The 14,605-nt window shown below is 66.3% G+C and carries 10 protein-coding genes; 7 read left to right on the top strand and 3 right to left on the bottom strand.

The window, feature by feature from the left end; genetic code table 11:
• Positions 1-32: 32 nt before the first annotated feature.
• From KEC55_RS20890 to KEC55_RS20870, 5 genes are all read left to right on the top strand, one after another.
• Positions 33-1,364, top strand: coding sequence for an oligosaccharide repeat unit polymerase (locus tag KEC55_RS20890; protein ID WP_282510308.1), 1,332 nt, complete (start codon positions 33-35; stop codon positions 1,362-1,364).
• Positions 1,365-1,610: 246 nt separating this feature from the next.
• Complete coding sequence (locus KEC55_RS20885) at positions 1,611-2,417, top strand: class I SAM-dependent methyltransferase (protein WP_282510306.1); 807 nt, start codon at positions 1,611-1,613, stop codon at positions 2,415-2,417.
• Positions 2,418-2,597: 180 nt separating this feature from the next.
• A protein-coding gene (locus KEC55_RS20880) for an IS3 family transposase (protein WP_432626313.1) occupies positions 2,598-3,709 on the top strand; the annotation gives its coding sequence in 2 pieces (ribosomal slippage) (positions 2,598-2,862 and positions 2,862-3,709; 1,113 coding nt in all).
• A gap of 221 nt (positions 3,710-3,930) precedes the next feature.
• The gene (locus KEC55_RS20875) at positions 3,931-4,989 is read left to right on the top strand and encodes an acyltransferase family protein (RefSeq protein ID WP_282510302.1); all 1,059 of its coding nucleotides are present in this window, start codon (positions 3,931-3,933) and stop codon (positions 4,987-4,989) included.
• A 20-nt stretch (positions 4,990-5,009) separates the two neighbouring features.
• Complete coding sequence (locus tag KEC55_RS20870; RefSeq protein WP_432626312.1) at positions 5,010-6,275, top strand: right-handed parallel beta-helix repeat-containing protein; 1,266 nt, start codon at positions 5,010-5,012, stop codon at positions 6,273-6,275.
• 36 nt (positions 6,276-6,311) lie between these two features.
• On the opposite strand, the gene KEC55_RS20865 is transcribed toward KEC55_RS20870, so the two are convergent.
• A complete protein-coding gene (locus KEC55_RS20865) occupies positions 6,312-7,892 on the bottom strand; it encodes a mannose-1-phosphate guanylyltransferase/mannose-6-phosphate isomerase (protein ID WP_282510298.1) in 1,581 nt (526 codons plus the stop codon).
• Positions 7,889-8,554, bottom strand: a complete 666-nt coding sequence (locus KEC55_RS20860) for a GNAT family N-acetyltransferase (protein WP_282510296.1) — start codon at positions 8,552-8,554, stop codon at positions 7,889-7,891. The genes KEC55_RS20865 and KEC55_RS20860 overlap by 4 nt, the downstream gene beginning before the upstream one ends.
• Positions 8,555-8,767: 213 nt before the next feature.
• Between KEC55_RS20860 and KEC55_RS20855 the strand changes: the two genes are divergently transcribed.
• Together KEC55_RS20855 and KEC55_RS20850 are read left to right on the top strand one after the other, a co-directional pair.
• Positions 8,768-9,991 carry a glycosyltransferase family 4 protein gene (locus tag KEC55_RS20855; RefSeq protein WP_282510294.1) on the top strand — a complete coding sequence of 408 codons (1,224 nt, stop codon included), beginning with the start codon at positions 8,768-8,770 and terminating at the stop codon, positions 9,989-9,991.
• A gap of 690 nt (positions 9,992-10,681) precedes the next feature.
• Positions 10,682-12,073: a sigma-54 dependent transcriptional regulator gene (locus tag KEC55_RS20850; RefSeq protein WP_282510292.1), complete on the top strand. Its 1,392-nt coding sequence runs from the start codon at positions 10,682-10,684 to the stop codon at positions 12,071-12,073.
• 60 nt (positions 12,074-12,133) lie between these two features.
• On the opposite strand, the gene KEC55_RS20845 is transcribed toward KEC55_RS20850, so the two are convergent.
• Complete coding sequence (locus KEC55_RS20845; RefSeq protein WP_432626316.1) at positions 12,134-14,587, bottom strand: glycosyl hydrolase 2 galactose-binding domain-containing protein; 2,454 nt, start codon at positions 14,585-14,587, stop codon at positions 12,134-12,136.
• Between the last annotated feature and the right edge of the window lie 18 nt (positions 14,588-14,605).

Here is a 14,605-nt window from a genome sequence, read left to right as displayed (position 1 = left end):
GTGCGCGCACGCGAAGCAATGGAACGGACATCATGAACAAACGAGTGGCGGCCGGCTCGCGCACGCGTCGGCCGGCGAGGCGTGGCCGCGAGGTTCGCGCCGGCAGCGCGGCCGGTTACGCGGGTTATTGGTGGGAAGATCCGGCACGGCTCGTGCTGCTCTTCATTCTGCCGTTGTACGGGCTGCTGTCGATGAGCCTGCTCGGCGACCAGAAGTCGATCGCGCGCATCTATTTCGACGGCTATTCCGCGTTCGCGGGCGGCCTGTTCCTGCTGGTGCTGACGGCTTCCGCGTGGTTCGCCACGACCGATGCGCAGTTCCGGCGCGGGCCCGACGACGGGCCGGTCGAACTGTCGCCGCGCGTGCTCGACTTCGTGTTCGCGCTCGCCCTGTTCGGCTATCTCGTGATGATGAGTGGCATCCTCATGCATCCGGCCGTGCTGGTGTCGTTCCTGTCCGGCACCGTGAACACGTTCGAGCTGATCGAGCTGAAAGGGCGTATTACCGGCCTGAGCACGTTCACGCAGGCGACCGCGCCGTTCGTCGCGCTGTATTTCTACGTGTTCAGGGAGCCGGTGAAGGGCTTCAACCGCTACAAGGTCTACCTGGCCGTGCTCACCGTGCTGACGCTGCTGCGCAGTTTCATCTTCGCGGAGCGGCTCGCGATCATCGAGGTGGTGCTGCCGTTCGCACTGATGGTCGTGCGATTCCGGTTCGGCCGCAAGCGCTCGCGGCTGCTCGCGCTCGGCCCGTATGCAGCGATTCCGCTGATGCTCGGCTTGTTCATCGTGAACGAATACAACCGGTCGTGGGTAACCTACTACATCCACATCTACGACAATATCTTCGATTTCGCGCTCGAGCGCCTGGGCCTGTATTACTCGACGTCGCTGAACAACGGCGCCGGGATCCTCAACGTGCTCGGCTGGGGAAGCGGGCATCCGATGTTCACGTTCGACTGGCTGCTGCACTTCCCGGTGATCGGCGCGATGCTGCAGCCGTGGCTCGACTCGGGCGACAGCGTCGACCTGTTCCTGAATAGCTATGCCGATCCCGAGTTCAACAATCCGTCGGGCATCTTCGTCCACTTTTACGAATGGGGCTGGTTCGGGTTGCTGAACGCGGCGTTCGCCGGTTGGGTGTTCGGGCGCGGCTACGCGGGGTGGCGGAGCGGGAGCGGCTTCTGGTGCTGCGCGCACGCGGTGCTCTATGTGTCGCTGATGGAAATCCTGCGGATTCCAAATCTATTCAGCGGACGGGATTTCGTGCCGGTCGTGCTGCTGATCGTCGTGTTCAGATGGTTCGTGAAGCGGCCGCAACGAGCGTCGTCAGAGGTGGCCTCGCAAATTCGGACAGTCGGATAAGTGGAACGGCCGGGCCTGAGCCAGCGATAATGCCGGCATAGGAACCTGGAAGATGACGAAGAGAACCCGACGGACGCACTCTGTAGTCTGGCCCGCAGTCCTCCGTTCGCACGCCGGTTACATTGTTAACAAGTGAGTCTCTTCACGCAGCAGCAATGCACGGCGCCGCCGGGCAGCACCGTCTCCATGCATGGCCGGATTGCGCTATGGCAATACAACCATCGTCAACAAGACAGGAGAGCCCACGTGCACAAACCGATCGACACGAAACCGCTCGACCGCTCGCGTATCCGCCATGCAAAGGAAACCTACGCCGACCTGTGCCGCGCTTATGTCCAGCGCAATCCCAATGGCATATATAGCGCCTACATCAAGTCGGCCATCGGGAACGACGCGACGCTCGACCGGCATGCGCGCACACTGGAACTTTATGCGTCGTATATCTCCGACGACGCGAAAGTGCTCGACTGGGGCTGCCGGCATGCGCCGGATTCGTGCATGCTGCGCGTGCTTTATCCCGATCTCGATATTCACGGCTGCGACATCGCCGGCGACGATTTCCAGGAATTCCACGGCTTCGCGAACCTCGACTTCCGAGTGCTCGAGCACGAATACGTGCTGCCATATCAGGACGGCTTCTTCGACGTCGTGCTCGGTAGCGGCGTCCTCGAGCACGTCGCGTTCGAGCAACACAGTATCGAACAGATCTGGCGCGTGCTGAAACCGGATGGAATCTTCATCGTCACGTTCCTGCCGAACCACACGTCGCTCACGGAAAACATGTCGCGGGCCATGAAGAACTACAACGGCCACAATCGGCTGTATCGGTTGGAATACGCGAAGAACATTTTTCTCCGTTCGGGATTCGTCGTCGAGGCATGCGGCTACCATCAGGTCTTTCCAACCTTCGCAAAAGGCGTGAACGGCTCGAAGCTGCTCGACGCAGCCGCGAATCTCTGCGCGCGAATGAACCGGACGTTCGAGTCCATTCCCTACGTGAACCGCATTTCGTCAAATCTCTACTTCGTGCTGCGGCGCGTGACGCATATGTAATGCGAAGATCGAGCGCAGGTGTTGCGATAGCGTTCGTCGACGCGTTTGAAGGACACGCGCTGCACGCGCGCTTGCCGTCGGCTACGTCCTGAATGACCTTGAATCGGTCCAGCTCGCGCATCGTCATCGTGATCCGTTCCGGCCTGAGCCAGCGACAATGCCGGCATAGGAACCTGGAAGATGACGAAGAGAACCCGACGGACGCACTCAGCGGCGTTCAAAGCGAAAGTGGCGCTGGCAGCGGTCAAGGGCGAGCGGACGCTGGCCGAACTGGCGCAGCAGTTCGATGTGCATCCGAACCAGATCACGGAATGGAAACGGCAGTTGCAGGAGCGCGCAGCCAACGTGTTCGGCACGGCAGGTGCGCCATCGAGCGAGCCGCCGGTAGACCTGAAGGCTCTGCACGCGAAGATCGGCCAGTTGACGCTGGAGAACGATTTTTTAGAAGGCGCGCTCACCAAGGCGGGATTGCTGAGCGCAAAACGATGATCGACCGTAGGCATGTGCTGCCGGTTTCGCAGCAGACGCGACTGGTCGGTATCGCGAGTTCGCGTGCGTATTATCGGCCACGGCCGGTGAGCGAAGCCGATCAGTTGCTGATGCGCCGCATTGACGGACTGCACATGGAATTTCCGTTTGCTGGGGCACGGATGCTGGCGCGCCTGCTGCGCCGGGAAGGTCATGAGGTGGGCCGCCGTCGCGTGCGCACGCTGATGAAACGCATGGGCGTGGAGGCGCTGTACTGCAAGCCGAACACGAGCCGGCGCAACGGACGGCACAAGATCTGGCCGTACCTGCTGCGCGGCATGAAGATCGAGCGCGCCAATCAGGTGTTCGCCCTCGATACGTCGTACATTCCGATGGCGCGCGGCTTCGTGTACCTGACGGCGGTAGTGGACTGGGCGAGCCGCAAGGTTCTCGCACACCGGGTCGCCATCACGCTGGAAGCCACGCACGCCGTCGAGGTGCGGGAAGAAGCGTTCGCCCGGTACGGACTGCCGGACATCGCAAGTACCGGTCAGGGTAGCCAGTTCACGGCAGGCGCGTTCACCGAGGCCGTGCTGAGCCGGGGCGTGCGGCTGTCGATTGACGGCAAGGGAAGCTGGCGCGACAACGTGTTCGTCGAGCGGGTCTGGCGCAGCATCAAGTACGAGTCGGTCAGCCATGCCCGGCGCTCCATCTCCGATTACATTGACCTGTACAACCGGAAACGACCTCATTCGAGCCTGGCAGATCAAACGCCGGATGAAGCATACTTCGCGACGCTGCCTGCGATTAAATCGGCAGCATGACTGCCTCGGACGTTCCACTTAAAAATCTCAGAAACCTGTCCGAACGAGCGAGGCCACCTCTGTCCGCCACCGTGCGCGGCGCCGCGATCCGGCACACGCCCGACATCGGCTAACTGTCGCCCAGCCCACAGTCTTCCGCTGGCGGCATGCATAGAGTGGAGTCTCTCACGACCACTCACCATGCGCGCGGGCCCTGACGGGGCCACCGCATCGACCTTCACATGACTACGACTGCACGTGAAACCAGCCTCGACGTCGCCCGCGGCGCGGGGATCATTCTTGTCGTCTACGGGCATGTATTGCGCGGCGCCGTCTCGTCGGGCCTCGTGCCGGCCGGGATGCCCTCTACCGTGTTCGCGTGGGTCGACTACGTGATCTACACGTTTCACATGCCGCTGTTCTTCTTCCTGTCCGGGCTGCACGTCTGCAGCTCGTTGCGTGGCGCGCCGGAGCGGTTCATCGGGTCGAAAGTACGCACGATCGTCTATCCGTACCTGCTGTGGTCGGTCCTGCAAGGCGGCGTGCAGATTGCGATGGCATCGCACGGCACCAATCATCCGTTCACGTTCGGCGACCTGCTGGCGATCGGCTGGCGGCCGTTCGCGCAGTTCTGGTTCCTGTACGCGCTGATGCTTTGCATGATCGGCGTCTGGCTGATTGCACGACGGGTGCCAGCATTTTTGCAGGTGCCGATGCCGTCGCGCATCCGCGGTGCGCTCGTGGCAAGCGCGCTGCTCGGGCTCGCGATCGGCGCGGCGACGCAGTGGGGCATCGTGTCGACCACGCTGATGAACTGGCCGTTCTTCGTGGCCGGCGTCGTGGCATCGCGTGCGTTGCCGGGCTGGCTCGAACGCAACAGCCATCCAGCGGCGTGCGGGCTGACGGCGCTCGCCTTCGTCGCGGCGGTTGCTTTCGCGCATGGAGTCGGAAGTGCAACGAGCGTCTGGGCCGTGCCCACCGCGTTCGCCGGCATCGCACTGATGCTGCAGCTTGCATACCGCCATGCATCGTCGTCCGCGCGTGCCGGCTGGCTCGCGGCGATCGGGTACGCGTCGATGCCGATCTACCTGATGCATATCCTGGTGATGGCCGGCGTGCGCATCGTGCTGATGCGCGTGGGCATCGGCAGTCTTGCGACGCACCTCGCGATCGGCACGCTTGCCGGTGTGGCGGTGCCGATGGCGGCTTACCTGATTGCGCTGCGCACGGGCACCGCACGCGTTGCCGGATTTCCGGCATGGCCGGGGCGCGGCGCGACCATGCGTCCGCAACCGGCATGACACGCGTGGAAGCGGCACACATGACCGGGCGCCGATGCTTTTCACGTCTTTGCTGCGCGCTGCTCGGTGTGTGGATGACCGCCGGCCCCCCCAGCGAGGCGCACGCTGCGAAGGTGACTCACGCGACTCCGGCGCCGCAGACGACGATCCGGACCGCGGTGCCAGATGCCCATGTCGCCCCGGCGCCCGACGGCGCCGATCAGGCCGACGCACTGCAGCGCGCGCTGGATGCGCTGCAGCCGGGCCAACGACTCGTGTTCGCGCCGGGGCGATACATCGTCGGCCGCTCGCTCGTCGTCCGGCAAGCGCAGGTCGTGCTGTCGGGTTACGGCGCGATGCTGATCGCGACGGTGCCGGACGACCAGACGATCGAGATGCGCGGCACCGGCACGACGATCGCCGGATTCAGGCTGGCGGGAACGGGCTCGACGCGGATGGGCACGCCCAGGTCGACCAAGATCGAAGTGACGGGGCGTGACGTGCAGGTGCTCGATAACGCGATCGACGGCGGCGGTGGCGGCATTTTCGTGTTTGGCGGAACGGATGTCGCGATCGTCGGCAACGAAGTGCTCGCGACCCTCGCGGACGGCATTCACATCACGCATGGTGCGCGCAACGTGCTCGTGCGCGGTAACGTCGTGCGCGGCACCGGCGACGACATGATCGCGGTGGTGAGCTATCAGGGCGACGGCGTGCTCAGTCGCAACGTGCTGATCGCCGACAACTCGCTCGAGGGTAATGCATGGGGGCGCGGCATCACGGTGGTCGGCGGCGCCGACGTGACGATCGCGAACAACGTCGTGCGCAACGTACAGGTGAGTGCGGGCATTCTCGTCGCACAGGAGGACAGCTTCCGGACCTACGGTGCGTCCGGCGTGCTGGTCGAGAACAACGAGATTTCGGATATCCAGACCGCGGCCGCGCGTACCGATCCGCGCCCGCTGACGCAGCAGGCCGCGATCGACGTCAGTACGTGGTCGGGTTCGGTGACGCGCGTGGCTGTGATCGGCAACCGTGTGTCGCGCGCACGGTTCGCCGGTATTCGCGTATGGGGCAACGTATCGCAGTACCGGATCGCGGACAACCAGTTGTCCGCGATCGGCGGGATGCCGGTGCAGGTGGGTGGGGGCGGAGATTGCACCTCGGGCGGCGGGAACGCCGACCCGTGCAAGGCACCGGTCGTGCAGCCGGCATCGATCGACAAGGTCGGGGCGGACACCTCGGTGCTGCCGCGCGTGCGTGAAGCGCTCAGGCAGGCGCGAGCGTCGCAGCGCGGCATCGATTGACGACTCGATGCACGCGCCGGCGTGCGTGGCCCGCGATTACCGCACGACGTCTCCCTCCGCCACTTGCACCTGCGGTTCCCGCGCGGCGAGCGGCACCGCGTGCCGTTCCGGCAGCGTGTCGACGACGGCGCGTCCGTACTGGTCGTCGAAGCGCACGATATCGTCTTCGCCGAGATAGTTGCCCGATTGCACCTCGATGATCTCCAGCGGAATCCGGCCGGGATTCTCGAGACGATGGACTTCGCCGACGGCGATGTATGTCGACTCGTTCTCGCTGAGCAGGTAGGTCTCGTTGCCGCGCGTCACCTTCGCGGTGCCGCGCACGACGATCCAGTGCTCGGCGCGGTGATAGTGCATCTGCAGCGACAGCCGCTTGCCCGGTTCGACGACGATCCGCTTCACCTGGAACCGCTCGCCGAGATCGATCGAATCGTAATGCCCCCACGGACGCTGCACCTTGCGGTGTTCGCTCGCCTGCGGGCGCCGGTCGCTCTTCAGGCGTGCGACGATGTTCTTCACGCGCTGCACGTCGTGCTTGTTCGCGACGAGCACCGCGTCGGGCGTTTCGATCACGACGACATCCTTCATCCCGACGCACGCGATGAGACGGCCTTCCGATCGTACGAGGCTGTCCTGCGTGTCCTCGAACACGATCGGGCCGCGCGCGACGTTGCCGTGATCGTCCTTCGGCATGATTTCCCAGATCGCATCCCACGTGCCGACGTCCGACCAGCCGGCCGACAGCGGCACCACGATGCCTTCGATGCCGAGCTCGCTGCTGTCGGCGAGGCGCTCCATGACCGCGTAGTCGATCGAGTCGGACGGGCAGGCGTCGAAGGCCTCCGCGTCGATCCGGAAGAACGGATCCTCGGCGACGCCCGCGCGCCATGCCGACTCGCATGCCGCATGGATCTCGGGCGCCAGTGCGCGTATCGCCTTGAGCCAGACCGATGCGCGCATGACGAAAATCCCGCTGTTCCACCAGTAGTCGCCCGATTGAAGGTAGCGCTCGGCGAGCGCTGCGTCGGGTTTCTCGACGAAGCGTCCGATCGAGTAGCCGCCTTGTCCGCCGTGGCGGCTCGTACGCGGCTCGCCGACCCGGATATAGCCGTAGCCCGTTTCCGCGCGGCGGGGCAGCACGCCAAGCGTGACGATCGCGCCTTCCTGCGCGTAACGTGCCGCGCGAGCGACCGCGTCCTGGAACGCGCCGACGTCGGCGATCACGTGATCGGCCGGCATCACCGCGAGCACGGGATCGTCCTCGAGCGCGCTGGCGTCGAGTGCGGCGAGCGTGAGCGCGGGCGCCGTGTTGCGCGCGGCGGGTTCGAGCAGGATGCGCGCGGGCGCCGCGCGGTCGACCACTTGCGCGGCGCTCATGATGCGATGCTGTTCGCCGCACACCAGCAACAGCGTGTCGCCCAGCGCGGCGTTCGCGATGCCGTTCAGGCGGCGCGCGGTCGCCGACAGCGGCGATTCGTTCGACGTCAATTCGATCAGCTGCTTCGGAAACTGTTCGCGCGACAGCGGCCAGAGGCGCGTGCCGGAACCGCCGGCGAGGATGACCGGCAGGATGCGTGGCAGATCGGGTTCGGGAACCGGGCGTAGGGTGCGGGTCATCGGTTGGCTCCGGTATCGGCGGGCAGCCGGTTGTGTACGCGCCCGTCGGCGCGTGCGTCTTCGGTTCGGGGCCGGGCGGTCGAAACGGCCCGGGACAGCAACTGGCGCAGCGCGCCGGCGGCGCGGTCGGCCGGCCGGATCATGCCGACGAACGGCGCGCCCTGTTCGAGATACGGTCCGTATGCCTTGCGGAATCCGAAACGTTTGTAGAACGCCTGGCGCGGTGCGGGGACGTGCATGCGCAGCGCGGCGTCCGGCCACGCGGCCAGCGCGGCGGTCAGTGCGCGTTCGAGCAGGTGCTCGAGCGTATCGCCGTCGCGGCACGCTTCGCTCGTCAGTACCTTGTCGATCACGACGTCCGGGTCGATGTCGTCGCCGGGCAGGAGGCGCGCGTAGGCCGCGACTTCCGCTGTGTCGCCGTTGCGCACGGTTGCATAGACGTGCAATGCGCCCGCGTCCTTGCCGTCGATGTCGAGATGGGTATGCGCATCCTCGACGACCAGCACGGCGTTGCGTGCGCGCAGGATTGCATAGAGATCGACGGCGCTCAGATGTTCGAATTCACAACAATGCCATTCCATGATGCGGTCCTCGCGTGAAACCTTCAGCACGCCGTGCCGCACGGACGCGTGTGTCCGGTGCGGTGCGGCGAGGATCATCATGCGGATACCGCGCGCGCCGGTCTGTTCGAAAGCGCACTCACGTTCCGGTTTGTCGGCTGGCGTGCGGTAGGACAGTCCTGGCGCACCGACAACAGCGCAATGTGCGGTAGCACACACCGGTCGTGGCGGTGCTTTCCCATAATTGCCACGGCATGACGGCCGCGTTGCGCGGCTCGTTCATATCGAATGTCAATGAAGAATCGGGAGCGGTACTTGAAGATTGCGATCGTTCACGACTGGCTGGTCGTGCCTGGCGGCGCCGAACGCGTGCTGGCGCACATGATCGACTGCTTTCCGCAGTCCGATGTCTACAGCCTCGTCGATTTCCTGGAGGATCGTGACTGCCTGCGCGGCCGCGCGGTGCGCACGTCCTTCATCCAGAAGCTGCCGTTCGCGCGTACGCGCTACCGCAGCTACCTGCCGTTGTTTCCGCTGGCCATCGAGCAATTCGACCTGTCGGCATACGACGTCGTGCTGTCGAGCTCGTATGCGGTGGCGAAGGGCGTGCTGAGCGGCCCGGACCAGTTCCACGCCAGCTACGTGCATTCGCCGGTGCGCTATGCATGGGACCTGCAGCACCAGTACCTGAACGAGGCCGGGCTCGCACGCGGGCCGAAATCGGCGATCGCGCGGGCGCTGCTGCATTACATCCGCAACTGGGATGCGCGCTCGGCGAATGGCGTCGATCGCGTGGCCGCGAATTCGCACTTCATCGCACGCCGCATCCGCAAGACCTACCGGCGCGATGCGACGGTGATCTATCCGCCGGTCGACGTCGACCACCTGTCGCTGCGTTCGGACAAGGAGGCGTTCTACCTGACCGCATCACGGCTCGTGCCGTACAAGCGGATCGACCTGATCGTCGACGCGTTCTCGCGTACGCCGGAACGCCGCCTCGTCGTGATCGGCGACGGGCCGGAGATGGCGAAGATCCGCGCGCTCGCCGGGCCGAACGTCACGCTGCTCGGCTACCAGCCGTTCGACGTGCTGCACGACCACCTGCAGCGTGCGCGCGCATTCGTGTTCGCGGCGGAAGAGGACTTCGGCATTTCGCCGGTCGAGGCGCAGGCCTGCGGCACGCCGGTGATCGCGTACGGCAAGGGCGGCGTGCGCGAATCTGTGCGCGCGTGGCCGGGCGCCGGCGCGACGGGCCTGTTCTACCGCGCGCAGACGGTCGACGCGCTGCTCGATGCGCTTGCCCGTTTCGAAGCGCTGCCGCGCGGGTCGATCGATCCGCATGCGTGTCGGGCGAATGCCGAATTCTTCGGCTCGGCACGCTTTCGGGACGAGCTCACACGCTTCGTGATGGACGGCTATGCTGCGTTGCAGGAGGAGATGGCCGGTCCGGCCGGTTTCACGCCGGAAGACGACGCTCCGAGCGAGGACGGCATGCGCGATCGGCCAGCCCGGCATGACGAGACGGCGCTGCGAACCTGAGCGGCGACCGCGCCGGCAGATTACGGCATGTAACGGCTGCACGCACCGCATGCCGTCTCGAAGCGGCGTGGCTGTCGGGCGGTGCGCGCGATTATGCGGCGCGTGGCATGCGGTGCCGGTCTTTTTCGCGTATTTCGGTGTAAATCGCGCGCAATCATTCGTGGTTATCTTGCTGAAAAGTAGTATTTGCCACTGATTGACGGGAATGCTCATAGATAATCAAATCTCAGTGACCAAAGGTGTGTCGCGCGGGGCGACCGGCTGCGTAACCGGCTGATTCAGGATTATCTTTTGGTAACAAGACCATCGCGAAACGGGGTGTAAATTCACGAACGGATGAAATGCGGCGGTCATTCCACGAGCGGTTTGGCCGCCATCTGGTTCAGCATCGGGCGCGACTGTCGTGTACGACGCGACGCACATGCGGATGGAAGTTACGTTTGCCGACGTGCCCCGCCTGACGGCGGGTCGCTTCAAAGCCGGAATGTCGTGGCTCCCGCAGCCGCGCGTTCCGTTCGAGTTCGATGACAACGAGGCCGGATGACATCCGGCTCGACCTCCGGGGGTTCTCGCCGTGTGCAGTTTCGATCTTCGCCAAGGCTGCGGAAACGCAGCGCGGAAAGGTGGCCATGCGCCGCCGGCCGCAGCGCACGCGAACGAGTCGCGGAGTGGAGAAAGTGATGGTTCGTTATGAATATGCCAATAACGCGCGATAAGAGCGCCGGCGCGGGGAGCGGTAACGGGCAGCGTCCGCTGATCTACTGGACGCAGTCGCCGTCCGTGATGCTGCGAAAGGAACTGTCGCGTCGCGACTGGAAAGTGTCGGTCGTCGCGCACGCGAACGAGTTGCGCGAAACGTCCGGCGAAATCACCTGCGGCATTCTCGATCTCAGCGGCGGTCATGCCGATGCGATCGGCAGCATCGCGTCGACCTGCGCGTCGATGCGCGACGTCGTGTGGGTCGCGCTCGTCGACGTCGGCCAGACCGCATCGCCGAACGTGCGCGCGCTGTTGCGCGACTACTGCTTCGACTACGTGACGCTGCCCGCGTCGCATCAGCGGATCGCCGATACGGTCGGCCATGCGTACGGCATGGAGTGCCTGTTCGCACGCGACCGCGAACAGCTCGAATCGGAAGAGAAGGGTATCGTCGGCACCTGCAGCGCGATGCTGCGGCTGTTCGATACGGTGCGGCGTTTCGCGCGCACCGACGCCCCGGTGTTTGTGTTCGGCGAAACGGGTACCGGCAAGGAACTGACGGCCGTCGCCATCCATCGCCATTCGGAACGGCGCAACGGCCCGTTCGTCGCGGTCAACTGCGGCGCGATTCCGCCGCATCTGCTGCAATCCGAGTTGTTCGGCTATGAGCGCGGCGCGTTTACCGGCGCGAACGCGCGCAAGATCGGCTATGTCGAAGCCGCGAACGGCGGCACGCTGCTGCTCGACGAGATCGGCGACCTGCCGCACGAGAGCCAGGCGAGCCTGTTGCGCTTTCTGCAGGAGCGTTCGATTCATCGCCTTGGCGGCAGCGACCCGGTGCCGGTCGATGTCCGGATCGTGTCGGCCACGCACGTCGACCTGCGCGACGCGATGGAGGAAGGGCGCTTTCGCGCCGACCTGTTCCACCGCCTGTGCGTGATGCGCATCGACCAGCCGCCGCTGCGCGCACGCGGCAAGGACATCGAACTGCTCGCGCATCACATGCTCGAACGTTTCCGCGGCGATGCGCGCCATCGCGTGCGCGGTTTCTCGACCGATGCGATCACCGCGCTGTACAAGCACGACTGGCCGGGCAATGTTCGCGAACTGATCAACCGGGTGCGCCGGGCGGTCGTGATGACGGAAGGGCGCCTGATCACCGCGCGCGATCTCGAACTTGAATACTGTCTCGATGCGGCGTCGCCGTCGGTGGCCGACATCCGCAAGTCGATCGAGCGCGAGGCGATCGAAACCGCGTTGCTGCGCACGCGCGGCCGCGTCGCGGCTTCCGCGCGCGAGCTCGGCGTGTCGCGCGCGACGTTGTATCGCTGGATGGAGGCGTACGGCATCGAGCGACCGCGCGGTACGGGTTCGTCCGACTGAGCGGCTGGATCGATAAGGGATGGAACACGCTCGCGGCATGAAGCGGCCGCGAGCGTTGCCTCAACCGGCCTGCGTCGCGCGCACCGCGCGCGCGGCATTCACTGCACGGATTTCCACCACGGGCGGCACATTGTCGCCGGTCGCCGGGTCGTTCCCGGCGGTGCGTAGCGGAACGAGCGCGACACGCGCCGGCGTGCCGGGGGCAAGGTGGAACCAGTCGTCGCGCGGCATGAAACCCGGCGCGTCGATCTGCACGTGGCGCGCGACGTGCCGCGTGTCGATGTCGACGTGCCACGTGTCGCCCGCGCGCGACACGCACGCCTCGATCCCGAGTTCGCGGCGCGCCAGCACGGTCGGATGCGTGCGGGACGGGAAATGGAACGCCTGCGACAACAGCGTGCCGTCGTCGGTGCGCAATGTCGCGACGACGGTATCGTGTTCGCAGGGCCCGAAGCGGTACGCATAGGTCCAGTCGAAGAAGCGGCCGAGCAGGTCGGCCGAGCCGATCCGCATGGTGTCGTGTGCGGCGATCCGCACCGGGCCGCCGGCCCGCGCGACCGGCGTGCGGCCGTCGCGCAGCGCGACCAGTTCGATTGCCGCCGACAGCGGCGCCGGGCGCTCGTTGACCACGTGCACGTCGAGCCCGTTCAAGCCTTCGTCGACGAGCAGCGCCTGGACCGGCTGCAGCACCTGCCGCAGCGCATACCACGCCGATTTCGGCCGTTGCGCGGCGTCGATCACGCCCCATCCGGCGCCGGTCATCACATCCTGGAACTGCCACACGAGCGCGCCGGCGCAGCGTGAGCCGGTGCGCCGCCACTCGGAGAACGTCTCGCGCATCAGGTCCGCGATCACCGCACGCGACAGCTCGAAGTAGCGGGCCGGATCCTCGCGCCGCAGCCGGTCGGGCGCGACGTCATACAGCGTCTGCAGATAGTGGTCGCGGATATCCTCGAAATCCCACGACGTGCCGGGGTCGCGCGGCACGGCCGCTTTCCAGCGCGGCTCATGTACGCCGGGCCAGCCGAGCTCCGCGAGCGTCGCATCGCACGGCACGTTCGAGAACGCGAGGCATTCGCTCGCGAAGCGCACATCCGCGCGACGCGCGTCGTCCAGCGGGCGCAGGTACGCGCCGACGCCGTAGTAGTGCGACACCCGTTCGCGCGGCGTGAACGGCAGCACGCCGCCGTCGGGCGAATCGGGCACGTACGGGACGTCGGGGCGTCGCGCGGCCGCATGGCCGGCCAGCCGGTCGGCCGTCAGTTCGACGAAGCGCTGCTTCGGTCCGAGCCCCGACATCGCGGCCTGTTGCGCGATCTCGCTGCCGCCGCACAGCACCGCAAGCGACGGCGAGGCGCCGCGGCGCGCGAGAAATTGATCGGCCTCGCGGTCGACGTTATCCGCGAACGCGGGGTCGTCGAGCGCGTAGTCGAAGTTCGCGAACATGAAGTCCTGCCAGACCAGCAGCCCGAGCCGGTCGCACCAGGCGTGGAATGCGTCGGCCTCGTAGGTCATCGTGCCGCCGACGCGGATCATGTTGAAGCCGGCGTCGCGTGCGAGCCCGAGCAGGCGGCCGTAGGCCGCGTCGTCCGCGTGCAGCGCGAGCGGGGCGGCGCTGCTCCAGCACGCGCCGCGCGCGAACACCGGCACGCCGTTGATGCGCAGCCCGAAACCCTTGCCGTCGGCGCCGCCGTCGATCTCGATCGTGCGGAACCCGGTCGAGCCGAGCGGCCGCCGTTCGTCGCCGATATGCAGCGTGATCTCGTAGAGTGCGGGCTCGCCGTGCGTATGCGGCCACCAGCGGCGAACGTTGGGGATGGCGACGCTTGCGCGCAGCCGGTCGGCGCCGGCGCGTTCGAGCGTCGCTTGATGTTCGCCGCACGACAGCCGCGCCGCGACGCTGTCGGGCAGCGGCGCGGCGAATGTCAGTTCCGCGTCGAGCCACCCCGTGTCGCCTTCGATGCGCGCCTGCAGGCTGGTATCGACCAGAGCAGGGCCGTCGGCCGGATCGAGTACGTCGACGGGCCGCCACGGCCCGGCCGGGACAACCGGCGGGAACCAGCCCGGCATGTGCCCGAACAGCGACGTGCGGACCGTGCGTAGCGCGGCCGGCTCGGCGAGCCGTGTGCGCCAGCGCGCACGGCGTGTCGCGCGCACGTCGCGCAGGTGCGGCGCGAGTGCACGGAAGCAGAGCGTCAGCCGGTGCGTGCCGTCGAGCGATACGGGCACGTCGTGCGCGACGAACATGCTGTCGGAGCGGAGGATCGGCGTGTCGTCGAGCCAGGCCTGAGCGAGCGAGGCGAGGCCGTGGAAGCGCAGCACGCGCGGCCCGTGCCCGCGCAGTTCGATCCGGTACCAGTGGTCGCGCTCGTCGAGCGAGCGCGCGTCGTCGGGCCGGCCGGCCAGCGTGAGCGCCTGCGCAACCGTGCCGGGTACGGGCGCCGCGATCCAGTCGCCGTCGTTGCCAGGCAGGTCACGCGGTTCGTGCAGGGCGCCCGCGGCCGTCGCGAGCATCGACCATGCGGGCAGGCT

Origin of the sequence: Burkholderia cepacia, assembly GCF_029962485.1 — a bacterium.
In the GTDB taxonomy this organism is placed as follows: domain Bacteria; phylum Pseudomonadota; class Gammaproteobacteria; order Burkholderiales; family Burkholderiaceae; genus Burkholderia.
This window is presented reverse-complemented; position numbering and strand designations above follow the sequence as displayed.

Bases quoted from the DNA above. Each gene is read 5' to 3' on its own strand.
- KEC55_RS20870 (WP_432626312.1), top strand. From the start codon at position 5,010: ATGACCGGGCGCCGATGCTTTTCACGTCTTTGCTGCGCGCTGCTCGGT.
- KEC55_RS20845 (WP_432626316.1), bottom strand. From the start codon at position 14,587: ATGCTCGCGACGGCCGCGGGCGCCCTGCACGAACCGCGTGACCTGCCT.
- KEC55_RS20875 (WP_282510302.1), top strand. From the start codon at position 3,931: ATGACTACGACTGCACGTGAAACCAGCCTCGACGTCGCCCGCGGCGCG.
- KEC55_RS20850 (WP_282510292.1), top strand. From the start codon at position 10,682: ATGAATATGCCAATAACGCGCGATAAGAGCGCCGGCGCGGGGAGCGGT.
- KEC55_RS20890 (WP_282510308.1), top strand. From the start codon at position 33: ATGAACAAACGAGTGGCGGCCGGCTCGCGCACGCGTCGGCCGGCGAGG.
- KEC55_RS20865 (WP_282510298.1), bottom strand. From the start codon at position 7,892: ATGACCCGCACCCTACGCCCGGTTCCCGAACCCGATCTGCCACGCATC.
- KEC55_RS20860 (WP_282510296.1), bottom strand. From the start codon at position 8,554: ATGATGATCCTCGCCGCACCGCACCGGACACACGCGTCCGTGCGGCAC.